Consider the following 15892-nt stretch of genomic DNA (forward strand, 5'->3'; position numbering starts at 1 on the left):
CAGGCCAGCGGTGCTGGCAGGCACCGTCGACGCGAGGCCAGCGGGATCCTGATCGAGGTGGGCCGGGAACGCTGGGCGCGATCTCCCGTTCCGGGTCGCACCCCTCGCCCCGGCCTGGCGTGCCCGCCCCCCCTCTCACCGGGCGCCCGCGGCAACGGCATGCCTCTCCCCTACCCGCGGCCAGCCCCACCGCCGCCTGCCCTAACGCTTCCCGTTAGTCGCGTTATACTGTGTCCGTGCGATATCTCACCGTTCCAGAGTTCGCCCTCCGCGTGAGCTTGAGCGAGGGTCGCGTCCGACAGTTGCTGGCCAAGGGGCGCATTTCCGGAGCCGTCAAGGGCCGCCGCGGCTGGCTCATCCCGGAGGATGCCAGAATCCTTCCCCCCGGGAACCACGAACTGCCGCGCAAGGTCCTCACGAACGAGGTGATTCATATGGAGCGAGCAGGCCGGGTATTCACGGTTTTCAACCACGCTGGTGGTGTTGGCAAAACCACCCTCACCCGGGATCTGGGCTACGGTCTGGCCCGGCGGGGCCTCCGGGTCCTTCTCATCGACGTCGATCCACAGGCGAACCTCAGCCAGTGGCTCGGCATCGAGGACCCTCCTAAGCCCAGGACTCTCTGGAGCCTGGTTTCGAACAGGGGCTTACCGCAGCCTTACGAAGTGTTCGGCCTCTCGCTCGTCCCATCCAGCCTGGATGTGGCCACCCTCGACGTTGAACTGCGCAGGATACCGGCCGGGGAAATCCTGCTGAGAAACGCCCTCAAATCCCTGGCACCCGACTACGACGTGGTGCTTGTCGACTCTCCCCCATCGCTCGGCCCCCTTTCCTTCCTTGCCGGCCTGGCGGGTGAGGGCTTCATCGTGCCCCTCGAACCCAGTGCCAAGGGCGTTGCCGGGCTCGAGGCCCTGATCAACACCGCCGAGCTCTACGCACAGGTGGTTGGCGCCTCGAACAACTTCATCAGGTATTTCGTGCCGAACCGCTATGACGCGCGCGTGAAGGCAGAGCGCCGTGCCACCGAGATGCTGGGCCGCCTAGAGCAAATCGCCCCCGTGGGCCCGACCCTTGCCAACCGGCCGGCCCCGCACCGCAAAGCCATGGAGAAACGGGTTCCGGTGGCCGCGGCCGATCCCCGAAGCCAGGCGGCCCGCGAAATCGAAGCCCTGGTCCAGGACTTCTCGACCCGGGTCCTCGCGCTGGAGGTCTCACCATGAGCTTCTTCGAAGACCGCCTTAAACGCGTTCTGGAGCGAAGCGAAGCCCGGCGTCAGGAGATTCCCCTCGAGGCCCTGGTCCCGGGCCCCTACCAGCCGCGGCGACGCCACGAACGGCTTGACGATCTGGCCGCCTCCATTCGCGAGCGCGGCGTTCTCCAGCCCCTGCTGGTGCGCCCCCTTGAAAACGGGCGCTTCCAGATCGTCGCCGGAGAACGCCGCTGGCGGGCGGCCAAAATGGCGGGCCTGGCCTCCGTCCCGGCCCTCGTCCGCGAGATGTCGGACGAGGACGCCAGGCTCCTTGCCCTCGTCGAAAATCTGCAGCGCGAAGACCTGAACCCCTTCGAAGAGACCATCGGCATCCTTGAGCTGCTATCGGCGCGGCTGAAAAGACCCGTTGACGACGTGGTCTCCCTGCTTCAGCGAATGTGGAATGAGCACCGGGGCAAAGTTACCCAAAACGTTTTGGGTAATCCCGAGGCCCGCACCATCGAAGACACCTTCAAGGAACTCGGACGGCTGGGCTGGGAATCGTTCGTCCAGGCGCGTCTCCCCCTACTCAAGCTGCCAGAGGACCTCAAGGCCGCGCTCATCGAAGGCGCGCTACCCTACACAGCGGCCCTCGAGCTCAAGAAGCTAACAGACCCCGACCAGCGCGCAAGCCTCTTAGCGCTTGCCATCGAAGAATCGCTCTCGGTGCGCGAGGTCAAGGCCAGGGTAGCCGAGATCCTGCGCGCGCAGCGCGACCAGTCGCTGTCCGAAGTAGCCCGCGACTACGCCCCGCGACTCCGCAGCCTGGCCCTGCGCCTGAAACAGGTCCCCTCCCTTCCCCAAAAAGCGCGCTCCGAGATCGACCGGCACCTGAAAGCCATCGAAGAGATTCTCAAACAGGTCTGACCCTGGCGATCCCCCGCAGACGGCGAACGCCGCCTCACCGCCCTCCGGAGCGACCGCCCCGAAGCTCGCAGCACCGCGAATGTAGGTCCACCCCTTGTGGGGTGGGGGCCATACCGGTACACTGCGCTCCTGGTGTCCCAGCCCAGGAAGGACTCCGCGCCCGACCCCCACCCCAATCCCTGGCCGTGGGTCATGGCCGTCTTCGCGGCCTATATCCTCACCTTCCCTCTTGCGCATCGATTTACCGAGGGCGGTGAAGCCGTCCTCGCTCTGCTTTGGACCGCCCTCGCCGGTTGGCACTTCGGCCCCTCAGCCGGCGCCATCGCCGGACTCACCAACATCGTCCTCGAGGTCGTGCTCTTCAAGACCAACACCCTGCCTTCCCCTTTCCCTTTATCGGGCGAGCTCCCGGCCCTCGCAGGCCCCTTGCTCGCCGGCCCGGCCAGCGGCCTGTTACGGCGTCACCTCGAGCGGCTTCGTAAAACCCAGGCCTCGCTCCGGGAAGCAAAGGCGTTTCTCGAACGCATCGTTGCTTCCGCCCCGATCATCACCTTTCGCCGCGAGGGTGCCGGGTTGGTGCTGACCTACATCAGCCCCAACCTCGAACGGATACTTGGATACAGCCCTGAAGAGCTCCTCGGAAGCCGCTTTACCGATGCCCTCGAGCGAGTCCATCCCGACGACCGGCAAAAACTAACCGAGTTGCTGGCGGCGGTTCTGGACTCCGGACACGACGAGCTGGTATTTCGACTTCGGCATCGCAGCGAGGGATATCGCTGGTTCTACCTTGTGGCCCACCTCGCCCCCAACGCGCCCAGATCGGACCCGGTCGTCCTCGGCTACATGCTCGACTTTACCGCCCAGGTGGAATCCGAGCGGGCGCTCATGGACCTGATCAGCAAAAACCGCGCCCTATTCACGCTGGCCCACTCCGCTGTCACCTCAAACAAACTCGAACACCTCTTTCACCAGGCGGTCGCCATCGTTAAAAGCGGCCTCGACGCCAGCCATGTGGCAATCCTGAAATGCGATCTCCCGCAGGGCGCGTTGCCGCTGCTTGCGGGCTACGGTTTTTCCAAAAACGTACCAGGCGAGCCCACGGCCAACGCCTCCGATTCACACGCAGGCTACGCAGCCCACACTGGCAAAACGATCGCTTCTCCTGACCTGTCCCGCGAGCAACGCTTTCAACCCGGCAACATCTGGCGTCAGGCGGGGGTCAAAGCAGCGATCGCCGCCCCCATACCCGGCGCCCGCGGAACCTACGGCGTCCTCGCCGTGGCCTATCCGGAGGCGCGCGACTTCCGCCATGAGGAGGTCGGCTTTGTAGAGACGGCGGCTTATGTGCTTGGCAGCGCCGTACGCCGTGTGCTGTACGAACGTCGCATCAAGGAGCTCGCATACTACGACCCCCTCACCGGCCTGGGAAACCGTCTCAAACTCGATGTCGAAGCCCGACGAATTCTCTCGGCCGCAAGGGAAAAGAAGCGCTCGGTCGCCCTGCTCTTTCTCGATATCGATCACTTCAGCAAGGTCAACAACGTACTCGGCCACGATGTCGGCGACACCGTCCTGCAGGAGGTCGCGTCCCGGCTGCGCACCGCCAAGCGAGACAGCGATGCCCTGGCCCGAATTGGCGGGGACGAATTCGTCCTTCTTCTCGCTAACACCGGCCACGAAGAGGCGGTGTCGGTTGCACGCGGCATCAAGGAACTCCTGGGGGCACCCTATTCGGCAGGCGAACACCGGATTACCATTCACGCCAGCATCGGCATCGCCCTCTTTCCGGAACACGCCACCACCCTGGAAGAGCTTATGCGAGAAGCCGACGCCGCGATGTACCGGGCGAAAGAGCACGGCGAAACCTTTCGCTTTTACACTCCAAAAGACACGCCGCCCAGCCCTGAACGCCTCGACCTGGCCACCGATTTAAAGGTGGCCCTCGAACGCGGCGACCTCACCCTGCACTACCAGCCCATTCTCGACCTCAGAGAGGGTACGGTCACGAAGGTTGAAGCCCTGCTGCGCTGGAATCACCCCCAGCACGGTCCCGTATCACCGGCCGTCTTCATCCCCCTTGCGGAAGAGGTCGGCCTCATCGCCGATGTCGACCGTTACGCTCTCGAAAAGGCCGTTCAACAGGCCGCGGACTGGCTGCGGAGCGGCACCACTTTGGCGGTTTCAGTCAACCTCTCACCGCGCTGCTTCTGGCAGATGGACCCGGCACGGATCCTCCAGCAACTCCTGCTCCAGGCCGGCATTGCTCCGGGTCTGCTGACCTTAGAGATCACCGAGCGCGTCCTCGCAAGCCCCGAACAGGCTACGCCCATCCTGGAAGAACTGAGGGCCCTAGGCGTACGCGTAGCGGTGGATGACTTCGGGGTTGGCTATTCATCGCTCCGCTACCTCCGTGAATTTCCCCTGGATGCCCTGAAAATAGATCGCGCCTTCGTCAAGGAAATCGGCATCCACGAAGCAAGCGAGGCCATCGTCCGCACAGTTATCACCCTGGCCCACGAACTTGGGCTCCTCGTCCTCGCCGAGGGGGTCGAGACCGGCCAGCAACTCACCTGGCTCAAATCGGAACGCTGCGACCTTGTACAGGGGTACCTGATCGGTAAACCCCTGCCGCCCGAAGAGCTGCGCGCAGGCTAGGCCCCCTGCCATCCCGGTGAAACTTCCCTTTCAGCCGACGGCTTACCGCCCGTTCACGACAACGCAGCCACTCCCACGAGCCACCCCCCTCTGGGCATCGCCGGCAGCACCATTCCCGCGATCTCGGCGCCACGCACACCAGAACCGCGTCGCGGTGCCAGACCCAGCTGATCGAGGATCTCGATCGCTTTGTTGCGGCGTTTCTCGGACAGGCGCTCCAGGGCCTCCGGGATCTCATCCCGTTCGGCGACCACCCTCCGATACGCCTCGATGAGCGACGGCATCATCAGGGCCCGGTCGATGGGATCGCGCTGCCTGGTCGCGGCCGGCGCAAGCACCTGCAAGACATCCAGCGCCCGCGGCAGGCAGCAACCGTCGCTCCGCCGGTGGTCCCCGTAGGTGCAACGGGGCGCCTTTGCGCGGGCCAGGTACCGCTCCTTCGGCCTCGGCGCCTGGCTTTTACCGCCGCCAGTCTCCCGGTCGGGGCCGGTATCGGCATTGTTCAGCGCCGCCTCGAGCTCGGCCGCGAGCTCCTGCATCGTCATGGGGCCCTTTCGGGCCGCGCTCTTCGCTTTCGCCGCCTCCGGAGGCGGGTCGACCGGCCGCTCGCCGCCGTCTTTCCTGGCGGCGCTGACCGGGACCGCCGGCGGAATTTCGGCCTCGAGCTTCGCCACCAAAAACCGGCTCGGGTAGCGGATCCCGCTGCCGGCGGCCGCGGGAAGATTTTGCTCGACGACGGCCCGGAACAGGCTCCGACCCAACCGCTCGAGCTGTGGGTAGAGCGCTGTTTCCAGCCAGAGGCCGTAGCGGGATTGCGGTGCCTTCTCGCTGTAGAGCCTTTGGAGCTGCGAAGCGAGATCGGGGCCCAGCGCCTCGATCACCTCCCTTGCTTTTTGAGAGATTTTTAAAACCCCCTCCTCCTCCTCATGGGTGGGTGGGCGGGCTGGTTTTGTTCCGGCTCCGGCTGCCGCCTCAAGGGAGGGGGGTAGGGGGGAGGGTTTTATATTCGTGTTTTTTTCATTGTTATGTTCGGGTGTCAACCTGTCACCCCCCCTGGACAGCCTGTCACCCCCCTGGGCCGGGATGGCCCCGCTGCTTCGGGTGTCAATCTGACACCCCTCCGAGGGTTGGGCGTCGGCGCGCTCTTCGGGTGTCAAATTGACACCCCCCTGCGCCCGGCCCAGTTCCAGCCGGTAGAGGTTGGTCCCCCGCTTGGCCACCTGCCGGATGACCGTGATCTCGCCCAGGGCCTCGAGTTCCCTGAGCGCCCGCTTCACGGTCCTGAGGCTGACGCGGGCCAGCGCCGCCAGCCGTTCGACCGACGGCCAGGCGGTGCCGTTTTGGTTGGTGTGCGCAGCCAGCGCGATGAGGACCGAGTACGTCGACCCCCGAGCCTTGCTGTGCTCCATGACCAGGCGCAACGCGTTGCAGTTGATCCATCTAGGTTTTGTCTTGAGCGAGTTCATTCAAACCCTCCAGAGACGGGTATCCATGCCTTTGTCACCGCATAGATGGGTGCCTGAAAGGCGCAACACTCCACCGTCGTTAGCCCTAAGGCAGTTGCGTTTTTTCCCGGAGGGCTGGTACACTACACCTGGGCTGGAATGCGTGTAACACAGGTGCCTAAAGGGGGAAAGTAGGTGTACCAGCCACGCCCGGCCGGCCAGCCGGGCTTTTGATTTGGTTAGCGCCACATATCCCTAGTAGTCAGCTTCTCACCCCCTAGACAGGCTCCCGCCTTTGTCTGGGGTGGTCGCCCCGGCTAAAGGGGTCTGCCCGGACTCCACCACGTGGTGATTCTAGCGAACGAGCGGCCTCCTGTGTGAAAGTGGGGGGTGCAACTCGTGTTTCAGGGTAGGAAAAAGGGTTCGGATAACGTTATCCGAACCCGCCCCCCTGGATCGGAGCCAGCTTAGCTGTGGCGAAATGATGACAGCGTGGGGTAATCTGTGCGTATGCGTAAACGCTACCTGACGGTTGATGAGTATGCCGAGCTCAGAGGGGTGACGCCCGGATATATACGGCGATTAGCGGCAAAAGGGGATCTGCCGGGCGCTGAGAAACGGGGTGCGCAGTGGTTCATACCCATCATCGAGCCGCAAAAGGACGAGGCCCCGATGCGCACGCTCACCATCTTCAACCAGGCGGGGGGGACGGGTAAGACGACGCTAACAATGAACCTCGGCTATCACTTCGCGCGCAGGGGTTTCAAGGTGCTGCTGGTTGACATGGATCCCCAGGCAACGCTGACGAATTTCATGGGCCTGGAGCCAGGGAGGTTGAGGGCCACCATTTACGACAGCCTGACGTCGCGCAAGGGCGATCGGTCACCGCGCAGGCCGCTGGCGGTGCACCGGGGGATTCACGGAATGGATCTCGTTCCAGCGAACATTTTGCTGGCCGGGGCTGAACAGGAACTGCTGGCCGCGCTGAACAGGGAAGCCCGGCTTCGGCGGGCCCTGGACGAGGTCCGGGCAGCATACGACCTGGCGCTGATTGATGCGCCCCCCAGCCTGGGAATGCTTTCTATTCTGAGTCTGGCAGCCTCTGACGGCGTGATTGTCCCAATCCAAACGCATTTCAAGGCGTATTTGGGAACGGACCAGCTGCTCAGTACGGTCCGGGGAATTCAGGAGGAGGTCAACCAGAATCTGCGCATCCTGGGTTTTGTGCCGATGCAGTTCGCGCGCCAGTCCACGCATGACCGGGATGTGCTGGAAGCCCTGGAAAAACAGCTCCAGACCGTTGCTCCCGTCCTTCCACCGATCCCAATGGCGACCGCCTTTAAGAAGGCCTCGGTGGAGTTCAAGCCGCTGGCGGCCTATGATCCCCGCCACCGGGCGGTGGCTGTTTTGGAGCAGATCACCGACGCGCTCCTGGAGGCCCTGGGAGGCGATGGGGATGAAGCCTAGGAACGAGCGGAAAAATCCAATTCTCGAGAAGCGCCCGCTCAGAAACATCAACCTCTCTCAAGTAGGTGAGGTCTTGCGGCGGGCGGGGGAGAACAGTCTCGTCCACCTTCCTCTCGACCAGGTTGTTCCCCGCGAGAATCAGCCACGCAGGTACTTCGACGAAGACGAGATCGCTCACCTGGCCAGGTCGATACGACACCGCGGACTGCTCCAGCCGATTCTCGTGCGCCCTGTGGGTAAAGGCCTCTATCAGATCGTGGCTGGGGAGCGGCGCTTTCGTGCTTTTCAGAGGCTGAAGCGGGAGTCGATCCCCGCGATTATCGTGGAGCTCACGGACGAGGAGGCGCAGGCGGCGGCGGTCCTCGAGAATTTGCAGCGCGAGGACCTTAATCCGCTCGAGGAAACCGAGGCGATCCTCGACTTGCTGTCGATGCGATTGGGGATGGACCGCAGCGAGGTTGTGCGCCTGATGCACCGGCTTTCAATGAGGCGGAGAAAGGCCGCCAACAACGTTGTTCGAAGCAGCGAATGGGAGGTTATCGACCGGACGTTTCGAGAGCTCGGCAGGATGACCCCCGAGTCCTTCCGGTTGAACCGCCTGCCGCTTCTCAACCTGCCGCAAGACGTGCTCGACGAACTTAGGCGGGGCAGAATCAGCTATACGAAGGCCCGGGCCATTGCGCGGGTAAGGGATGACGAAGCACGGCGGGAGCTGCTTCAGAGAGCGATTGAAGAAGGATGGAGCCTGCCGTTCGTTCGAGCCGAAGTGCGGGAGCGCTTGCAGGCCAGGGAAGAAAGGCATCGACCGGTGGCCGTGAAGGCCGGCGTGCTGCTCAGGAAGCTCCGCCGGGGCGGGCTGCCGCCGGACAAGGAGGAGAGGGTGCTGGAAATTCTCGATGAGCTCGAGCAGCTGATCCGCTCGGGCTAGCCGGCGCAGGTTGCCCGGGCCGGCCACGGGCGGCGGGTTCCGGACGGCCGCTGGCGACGACGCCATCGCCCTGGAAGCAGACAGGGACCGATGTGTTCCGGAGTGCCTGCATACTTCACGCTTATCATGCATAGCGGGAACTATACTTTTTAGAGTCTATGGACCACGATGGCGCCCGGCCGCAGGCAGGCCCCGACTTTATAGGCGCTGGCTTTACAAGAAGAGTTAAGGCCGGTTGGGAAAGGCGGCGTTTCGCCGCCTACCGAATCGTTCTGCCCCTGTCCGCGGCCGCCGTGTTGCTGGCGGATTTTGTTGATCCCGTGCGCGACATTTCAACCGACTCGCTGGTTCTGGCCGGAGGCATCCTGGTGGCCTGGGCCCTTCTGCTGCGAGCGGGACCCGGACGCCTTTTCCTCCTCGAGCGGGCCGGGTTTGTGCTGCTCGGTGTATTCCTTGTTCTTCAGGAGTACGCCGCGCTCTTCGGTGCTCCGGAGATGAGCGTCGAAAGGCATACCGTCGTCGTGAGCTGGTTGATGGTGTTCTACGTATTGATTTACTTCCTGTTCGAGCCGCGCACCGCCCAGCCAGTGGCCTGGGGGGTCTGGATCATCACACTGCTGGCGGGCATCCTCTACGCGGTCGCGCACGGGGCAGGCCTGAGAGAGGCGAGCGTTTTGCTGCAGGCATACCTCGCCGGCGCGGCCATGATCGCGATCCTTAGCCGGGTGGTGTGGACCCGGCTCCAGCTGGTCCGGGCCCAGGAGGAGATCCGGCAGTACGGACAGCTTGCGGCCACCGACGAACTGACCGGGCTTGCCAACCGCCGTTTTTTTATCGACCGGGCCCGCGAGGTGCTGTCGCGGAGCGCTTCCGGAAACGGGCCGAGCGCGCTTTTGTTTATTGACCTGAACGATTTCGGAGACGTCAATGACGCGCTGGGTCACGAGGTTGGCGACCTGGTCCTGAGGGACTTTGCGCGAAGGGTTCGTCGCGTTACACGCGCGATCGACGTTTTGGGCCGGGTCGGGGGTGATGAGTTTGCCCTGCTGCTCCCCGGAGCCGGTGGGGGAGAGGCCGTGTTGGTCGCGAGGCGTGTTGGCGAGCTGTTGCGCGAGCCCTGCCGCGTGGGCGACCACCGGATCACGCTCCGGGCCAGCATCGGAATCGCCATCTTCCCGGAACACGGGCGGGACCTCGACGAGCTGATGCGCCGGGCCGACGCCGCGATGTACCGGGCGAAAGAGCAGGGGTCTGCGTATTTCATCTTTGACCCCACGGTGCTGCTGCCGAGCGTGGAGCGCCTGGATCTCGCTACCGCGCTCAGGGAGGCCGTGGCGGGGGAGCAGCTGGAAATTTACTACCAACCGATCGCAAGCTTGCGAGAGGCGAAGGTCGTTCAGGCGGAGGCACTGGTTCGCTGGCGGTACCAGGAGCACGGGCTGCTGCCACCCGCGACATTCATTCCGCTCGCCGAGGAGGTTGGGCTGATTGCCGAGATCGACCGCTACGTTTTCGATAGGGCTGTCGGGCACGCCTACCGATGGTACCGGGGCGGGCACGAACTCCGGGTCTCGATCAACATCTCACCGAGATCGTTCTGGGAATTCGACCTGGTAGAGACGCTTGAGCGATTGTTGCGGGAAAAACCCATTCCTCCCCGGCTGGTCGTCGTTGAACTCACCGAAAGGATTCTCGCCAGGGCCGAGCGGGTTATGCCGGTGTTGCAGGATCTGAGGGCCCTCGGCCTGCGTATCGCGGTTGACGACTTTGGAGCCGGGTACTCGTCGCTGGCGTACCTGCGTGAGTTCCCGATCGAGATTATTAAGATCGACAAAGCATTCGTACGGGAGATCGGTGTCCGCCGGAAGAGCGAAGCGATCGTCCGGGCCGTGATTACCCTGGCGCACGAGCTGGGGGCGGAGGTGGTTGCCGAAGGGGTAGAGACGCCGGATCAGGCCTCCTGGCTTGAGGCTGAGGGTTGTGATCTGATCCAGGGGTTCTACACGGGAAAGCCGGTCAGTGAGCGCGATTTTGCTCCGTCGTATCTTCGATGAAAAGCTGCCCGGCGTTGGGGGCCGGTCCGCGATGGCCGGCGGGAAGCGTGCGATCTTCGCTTAGCGCCTCTCGTGCAGCCAGTGGTCAAGGATCGCGGGCGGAGCCGTCAGCCCCATGAGCTCGGCGACCTTCTCGGCATCGCCGAAACGCTTGTACAGTTCGATCGCACCGCGGTTGCGCAATGCCCGGAGGTAGTAGGGGGGCAGGTCCGCAGACCGGGCGGCAACCGTGACCCGAGCCTGCAGCGTGCGCGGGGCCACAACCCTCAAGCCATTGCGCGACTGCTGGACCAGGAGCACCCTGACCCTCTCGTCGAACCCGTGGGCAAGTACGGTTTCGACGAACTTGAAAAGGGGCCGGCGCAGATCGCCGGGCAGGGGAACGGTGCGGTCGACGACGAACGGCGCACGTTTGACCCGGAGGGCATCGTCGGTGAAGTCGGCAGGCGTCACGTGGGTGATCTCCCGCCAGCGCATTCCCAGTTCGCCGATCAGGCGGATGACGAGGGGCATCCCGCCGATGGGATCAAGGCGGGCGGCTTCGGACAGGAAAGTCCGGTACTGGGCGTCGTTCAGGGCCCTGGGGGCCCTGGCCGGCAGGGGGCGGGGCCAGTCGAGGTGTTCGGGAAGCGGGTAACCGAGCCAGGTGAAAAACGCCCGGGACTCGAGTACCCCGTAGAGCATCGTCCGCAGGCCCGACCTCCCCAGCGGGCGGGGTCCGGTGCGCCGTGCGCCCTGGCGGAGGATGTGGACGCCGTGGCTTTCCAGGTCGTGTAGCCACGACCAGACGTCGGTAGGGGAGAGGTTCACCCCCTCCCGGCCCAGGTCGTTCCAGGCGTAAGCCCAGAAGTCCTCGACTGCGCGCCGGTAAAGCTGGACGCTCACGCGGCCGTAGTTGCGATGGCTCGAGAGATATCGCTCGAAGAGTTCACCGATCGCCTGCCAGTCACGCTTGGCAATCGCCTCTCCGGCCATGCGCCGCCGCTCTTGTGGGTCACGCCACGGGTCCGGTGCGAAGAGGGCCCCGCCGTCGTTGTTTGGCATCGGACACCCACCCCTTACGTTTGCGTAATAGTACCATAAATAACTCACGGGTCGACAGCACTCCTTCACAGCGCATTAAGGTTTTTGTGCCGCTTTCTTCCCTGTCGTTGCGTTGCCATTGTGGGTCTGGGGGTTTGTTGTGGTGTATTGTTAGGTGTCTTGGTTTGTTGACGCAACAAGTTATGTTCGTAATTAATCAGCTCTTACCAGAAGCAGGACACTGAAAACCCCCACCACCGCATGGGGGCCATCACCGGTGTCGCCGCGCTCGAGGTCGCCACCTGGAGCGGCAGCGTTACGGCGGCGCCCGACCCGTCCGTCGGGACGGCCACCGTAGCCAAGGATCTCCGGGTTCGCCTCTCCCTGCTGTGGGACACCAAGGTGGTCCAGGAAACGACCTACATCGTTCTCCGCCACACCGCCTATCTCCCCGACGATCCGGGCGCCCCGGGCGACGCGGGGCGGCTCAGCCTTTCGGGCACGATCGCCCTGGCTGGCGCCGCCGGGACCCCGGCCTACACGGTCGGGGCCGACCCCGCGAACCCGCTCCACTGGTCGCGGGCCTGCGCCGCTTTCGACGACGCCCTCCCCGGATTCGACGCCGGGACGGTGCACTACCTCAACCAGCAGGGCGAAACCGTCCTTACCGTGGCCTATCCCGGGTGTGCGCCGCCCCGGGCGCAACCGCTCTTCTGAGCGGCGGGCGCTTGCCAGCACGCCGCCCTGGTCGCTAGAGTGGTCTTGAGCCGTATCCTTTTCCCTCGCCGGGGCAGATGCCCCGGCCCCTTGCAGGAGGTACCATGATCCGAAAACTCGATACCGTCCGAACCCCTAGGGTGGCGATGCCGCAAGAGGTCGCCCGAGGGTTGATCCTGGCGATGGTGGCCGAGGTTCAGGCCACGGCGGAAAAGATCCCCGCCAACCTCCCCGCGTCCGAGGCCAACGACGAGGCCCTGATCCGGGCCCTCCGCGGTCTCCGGCATGCGCTGGAGGCGGTCCGCACGCTGGCGGAACAGGCAGAGAAGGCGGAAAGCGAGGCTGAGGACGGTCAGCCCCAAACGCTGACCCTCAAATAGATCGCGACCCGGCTCGACCGAGCGGGTCCGCCGCCGCGCCCCGCGCCCAGGTCTGGGCGCGGGGGTTGGTTTTGCAAAAGGAAGGTGGTCGGTAAAAAAGCGGCGAAAGCGCAAACCCTGGCCGGGCTGCGCCGAAGCGGGCGCGACTATTTTCCCATCGCACGGATCGTCTCCGATGACGACGACGCCGGCTTCGTGGTCCTCGGTGCCTTCCCCGGCCGGAGACGCAAGGTCCCCGAGGCGGTCAACCATCCCTACACGCCCGGGGCCACGATTCCATCAGCTTCGGAGCAAGCCCGATCCAGCTTGCCCCGTACAACCGGCAGACCGGCCGTGTACGGAGTCGGCAACAAGGAACTTCCTCAAGCTCCTGGCTCGAATCCCTCCCCTGGAGTAGGCTGGTGGGGAAGATGCGTCTTGTGAGGATCGTGGAGGTCAGGCCCCTCGAGGGCTACAAGCTCTGGCTCCGCTTCGACGACGGGAGCGAGGGCGTGGTGACGTTTGACGAAGCGGAGTTCACCGGGGTCATGGCGCCCTTGAAAGAGCCCGCGTTCTTCGCGCAGGCCTACGTTGAGCCCGAGTTCGGGGCGCTCGCGTGGCCGGGGGAGATTGAACTCGACCCCCTCGCGCTCTACACGCGGGCGACCGGAAAGCCGCTCACGGAGAAGGCACCCTCGTAAGCAAGGTTTATCCATCAAAGCCCTCGAGGACGAGGACCAGGATTACCGCATTACTGCATTACTGCATGCAGTACATCAGCAAGCGGACCGGCGGCGGCCAGTCCCACGAGCCGCCACGTGAACAAGTCCGGGCATATGCCTCTTGGTAGAATCACCCGTTGAAAAGCCATGGAAGCTGTGCTTGCGGATTTCCAAGCGTTATTCGCTTTTGCGGTTGCCCTATTCACCGGGGGGCTCTGGTGGTCCACGCACCGGCTTGGCGATTTGCAGAAAAAGATGAACGAGCTGCAGGCTGACCAGTTAGACCTTCAGAAGAAACTCGCGGACATCCAGAAGCAGCTGGCCAAGGGGGATCTCCAGCCGCTCATCAACGTGAGCGCGGTTGCAAGGCCGGATTTCGGGATCCGACTGACGAACCTGGGCAAGTACGGCGTACAGCTCAAACGCTTGCTATACCATCAAAAGCTACCCGAGTCCCCGGGCTCTGGAGGTCAGGATCTTTCCGCCTGTTCAGACTGCCCGTCGCTCCCAATCGCCCTGCCCCCAGGGGGCGACCAGGTGCTACACATACCCAAATCTAACGAACGGCAAGACACGAAATACCTCGAGGTGCTCTACACTCACGGCGCAAACCCTGGGATTTTGCTCTCCGACCTTTGGAAGTTCGAATACGTCCCCAGTCCGCGGGAGCACCAGAGCCGCCTCACTCAAGTATGGGGCGCTGAGGAGGTCCGAGGGAAGGAGTCTACCTGAAACCCTAAGGGGCCCTGGCCAGGTTCTTTGCTTCCCCAACCACGACCACCTGTCGAGTAGGACCCGAGCCCTGTCCCCTAAATCTTGCCGGCGAAAACCCCAAGCCCCTGCCCTGAAGCAAGGAGGCACGCACCTACACCCGCGAAGGGGCTCGGCTCCGGCTGCTCCTCCGGCCGGAGGGGCCCTGGCGGCTTCCGGTGGTCTTCCTGCCTGGACTTCTGGGCCCGCCGCAGGCCTACCAGGGCAAGGTCAGGGCTTCCATCGAGGCGTTCGTTCTGGATGTTTGCAACCGCAGGCAGCCTCATTCGGCCCTGGGGTATCTGACGCCGGAGGCGTTCGCGGAATGGTTCTTAAAGGGGGGCGGGGGACTGGCCGAAATCGGGCGAAAAGTGGTCCAAAAATAGGGGCACAGTACAGCTGATCCCCAGAGACTCTCAGATGTGTTGGCCGATTACACCCCCTTGCACTGGCGGCAGAACCTCGCTAGACTTAGTTTGAGTCGGGAAGAAAAGAAAAACTGTCTGCTGCGTATTGGGCTGCCGTGAATCCGGCTCATGAGGGAGGTGAGCTCTCCATGTATCGTGTCTCATCGAGGATGTTTGGCCTTTTGGCAGGGGTGTTGCTGGCCCTTCTTGGTATGAGCCTGGCCCAGCGTCCCCTACTGGTCGGTGTTAGCTGGGCCAATTTCCAGGAAGAACGCTGGCGCCGGGATGAAGCAGCAATCAAGGCTCAGCTGGCCAAAATGGGTGCTGAGTATATCAGCACGGACGCGCAGAGCTCGGCTGAGAAGCAGCTCAACGACATAGACAGCCTCATCGCCCGCGGTGTACGTGCTTTGATCATCCTTGCCTGGGACAAGGATGCCATCTTGCCAGCAGTTCAGAAGGCCAAGGCAGCGGGTATTCCCGTTGTGGCTTACGATCGCCTCATCGCTGACCCCTACGCCTTCTATATCTCCTTTGACAACGTAGAAGTCGGGCGGCTGCAGGCTCAAGAAGTTTACAAAGTGCGCCCCAAGGGCAATTACGTCTTCATTCTCGGTTCTCCCACAGACCCGAATGCCGACTTCGTCTATCAAGGGCAGTTGGAGGTCCTCAAGCCTGCGATCGACCGCGGAGACATCAAGGTGGTGGGTAAGCAGTACACGCCCGGGTGGAAACCTGAAATTGCCCAGCGGAACATGGAACAGATCCTGGCTGCCAACAACAACAAAGTGGACGCGGTGGTTGCTTCCAACGACGGGACTGCAGGGGGAGTGATTGCTGCCCTGGCGGGGGTTGGGCTTGCTGGCAAGGTGCCTGTTTCCGGTCAGGACGGCGATTGGGCAGCCCTGAACCGAATTGCCAAGGGACTTCAGACCGTCAGCGTCTGGAAGGACGCGCGAGCGCTTGGGAGTCGGGCTGCAGAGATCGCGGTCCTTTTGGCCAAGGGCACCAAACCCGAAGATATCCCGGGTGTTCAGAAGTTTAAGGTACCCAAGGATCCTCGAGGTACGGTAGTGAATGCAGTTTTGCTGAAGCCCATCCCCATCACACGGGACAACCTCAACGTCGTCATTGATGCGGGCTGGATCACCAGGGATGCGCTTTGCCAGGGAGTGAGCGGGCCTCAAGCACCGGCGGCTTGCCGCTAAGACAGGGTGGGGGCAGCGACGGCTGCCCCCCACACCCAAAC

The 15892-nt window shown here is 63.6% G+C and carries 13 protein-coding genes and 1 pseudogene; 12 read left to right on the plus strand and 2 right to left on the minus strand.

From position 1 onward, the window contains the following. Positions 1-236 precede the first annotated feature (236 nt). The 3 genes from ACZ5BT_RS00575 (at position 237) to ACZ5BT_RS00585 (ending at position 4771) form a co-directional block, all read left to right on the plus strand. On the plus strand, positions 237-1220 hold the full coding sequence (locus ACZ5BT_RS00575) for an AAA family ATPase (protein ID WP_464883619.1): 984 nt from the start codon (positions 237-239) through the stop codon (positions 1218-1220). Next, the gene (locus tag ACZ5BT_RS00580; protein WP_464883620.1) at positions 1217-2116 is read left to right on the plus strand and encodes a ParB/RepB/Spo0J family partition protein; all 900 of its coding nucleotides are present in this window, start codon (positions 1217-1219) and stop codon (positions 2114-2116) included. The genes ACZ5BT_RS00575 and ACZ5BT_RS00580 overlap by 4 nt, the downstream gene beginning before the upstream one ends. Positions 2117-2248: 132 nt before the next feature. Next, positions 2249-4771, plus strand: coding sequence for a sensor domain-containing protein (locus tag ACZ5BT_RS00585; RefSeq protein ID WP_464883621.1), 2523 nt, complete (start codon positions 2249-2251; stop codon positions 4769-4771). Between the two features lie 53 nt (positions 4772-4824). Here the strand turns inward: ACZ5BT_RS00585 and ACZ5BT_RS00590 are convergent, their stop codons facing one another. Continuing rightward, positions 4825-6237, minus strand: a complete 1413-nt coding sequence (locus ACZ5BT_RS00590; RefSeq protein WP_464883622.1) for a helix-turn-helix domain-containing protein — start codon at positions 6235-6237, stop codon at positions 4825-4827. Between the two features lie 489 nt (positions 6238-6726). On the opposite strand from ACZ5BT_RS00590, the gene ACZ5BT_RS00595 reads away from it, so the two are divergent. From ACZ5BT_RS00595 to ACZ5BT_RS00605, 3 genes are all read left to right on the plus strand, one after another. Further along, complete coding sequence (locus tag ACZ5BT_RS00595) at positions 6727-7683, plus strand: AAA family ATPase (protein WP_464883623.1); 957 nt, start codon at positions 6727-6729, stop codon at positions 7681-7683. Then, positions 7673-8611: a ParB/RepB/Spo0J family partition protein gene (locus ACZ5BT_RS00600; RefSeq protein ID WP_464883624.1), complete on the plus strand. Its 939-nt coding sequence runs from the start codon at positions 7673-7675 to the stop codon at positions 8609-8611. The genes ACZ5BT_RS00595 and ACZ5BT_RS00600 overlap by 11 nt, the downstream gene beginning before the upstream one ends. A gap of 158 nt (positions 8612-8769) precedes the next feature. Next, complete coding sequence (locus tag ACZ5BT_RS00605) at positions 8770-10665, plus strand: putative bifunctional diguanylate cyclase/phosphodiesterase (protein ID WP_464883625.1); 1896 nt, start codon at positions 8770-8772, stop codon at positions 10663-10665. 60 nt (positions 10666-10725) lie between these two features. Here the strand turns inward: ACZ5BT_RS00605 and ACZ5BT_RS00610 are convergent, their stop codons facing one another. Then, on the minus strand, positions 10726-11709 hold the full coding sequence (locus ACZ5BT_RS00610; protein ID WP_464883626.1) for a hypothetical protein: 984 nt from the start codon (positions 11707-11709) through the stop codon (positions 10726-10728). 240 nt (positions 11710-11949) lie between these two features. Here ACZ5BT_RS00610 and ACZ5BT_RS00615 point away from each other — a divergent pair, with 240 nt between their 5' ends. The 6 genes and pseudogenes from ACZ5BT_RS00615 to xylF all read left to right on the plus strand — a co-directional run bounded on the left by ACZ5BT_RS00615 (position 11950) and on the right by xylF (position 15851). Continuing rightward, positions 11950-12405, plus strand: a complete 456-nt coding sequence (locus tag ACZ5BT_RS00615; protein ID WP_464883627.1) for a hypothetical protein — start codon at positions 11950-11952, stop codon at positions 12403-12405. 104 nt (positions 12406-12509) lie between these two features. Beyond that, positions 12510-12785 carry a hypothetical protein gene (locus ACZ5BT_RS00620; RefSeq protein ID WP_464883628.1) on the plus strand — a complete coding sequence of 92 codons (276 nt, stop codon included), beginning with the start codon at positions 12510-12512 and terminating at the stop codon, positions 12783-12785. Positions 12786-13195: 410 nt separating this feature from the next. Further along, the gene (locus tag ACZ5BT_RS00625; RefSeq protein WP_464883629.1) at positions 13196-13465 is read left to right on the plus strand and encodes a DUF2442 domain-containing protein; all 270 of its coding nucleotides are present in this window, start codon (positions 13196-13198) and stop codon (positions 13463-13465) included. A 276-nt stretch (positions 13466-13741) separates the two neighbouring features. Continuing rightward, on the plus strand, positions 13742-14218 hold the full coding sequence (locus ACZ5BT_RS00630; protein WP_464883630.1) for a hypothetical protein: 477 nt from the start codon (positions 13742-13744) through the stop codon (positions 14216-14218). Between the two features lie 245 nt (positions 14219-14463). Then, a pseudogene (locus ACZ5BT_RS00635) lies at positions 14464-14622 on the plus strand (integrase core domain-containing protein); the annotation flags it as partial. 191 nt (positions 14623-14813) lie between these two features. Continuing rightward, entirely contained in the window at positions 14814-15851 is a 1038-nt protein-coding gene (gene xylF / locus ACZ5BT_RS00640) for a D-xylose ABC transporter substrate-binding protein (RefSeq protein WP_464883631.1), read from the plus strand. Positions 15852-15892 lie beyond the last annotated feature (41 nt).

It is taken from the genome of Vulcanithermus mediatlanticus (assembly GCF_055385885.1).

Excerpts from the sequence above, each read along its gene's own strand:
- ACZ5BT_RS00580 (WP_464883620.1), top strand. The coding sequence starts at position 1,217 with ATGAGCTTCTTCGAAGACCGCCTTAAACGCGTTCTGGAGCGAAGCGAA.
- ACZ5BT_RS00590 (WP_464883622.1), bottom strand. The coding sequence starts at position 6,237 with ATGAACTCGCTCAAGACAAAACCTAGATGGATCAACTGCAACGCGTTG.
- ACZ5BT_RS00595 (WP_464883623.1), top strand. The coding sequence starts at position 6,727 with ATGCGTAAACGCTACCTGACGGTTGATGAGTATGCCGAGCTCAGAGGG.
- ACZ5BT_RS00600 (WP_464883624.1), top strand. The coding sequence starts at position 7,673 with ATGAAGCCTAGGAACGAGCGGAAAAATCCAATTCTCGAGAAGCGCCCG.
- ACZ5BT_RS00605 (WP_464883625.1), top strand. The coding sequence starts at position 8,770 with ATGGACCACGATGGCGCCCGGCCGCAGGCAGGCCCCGACTTTATAGGC.
- ACZ5BT_RS00610 (WP_464883626.1), bottom strand. The coding sequence starts at position 11,709 with ATGCCAAACAACGACGGCGGGGCCCTCTTCGCACCGGACCCGTGGCGT.
- ACZ5BT_RS00615 (WP_464883627.1), top strand. The coding sequence starts at position 11,950 with ATGGGGGCCATCACCGGTGTCGCCGCGCTCGAGGTCGCCACCTGGAGC.
- ACZ5BT_RS00620 (WP_464883628.1), top strand. The coding sequence starts at position 12,510 with ATGATCCGAAAACTCGATACCGTCCGAACCCCTAGGGTGGCGATGCCG.
- ACZ5BT_RS00625 (WP_464883629.1), top strand. The coding sequence starts at position 13,196 with ATGCGTCTTGTGAGGATCGTGGAGGTCAGGCCCCTCGAGGGCTACAAG.
- ACZ5BT_RS00630 (WP_464883630.1), top strand. The coding sequence starts at position 13,742 with ATGAACGAGCTGCAGGCTGACCAGTTAGACCTTCAGAAGAAACTCGCG.
- xylF (WP_464883631.1), top strand. The coding sequence starts at position 14,814 with ATGTTTGGCCTTTTGGCAGGGGTGTTGCTGGCCCTTCTTGGTATGAGC.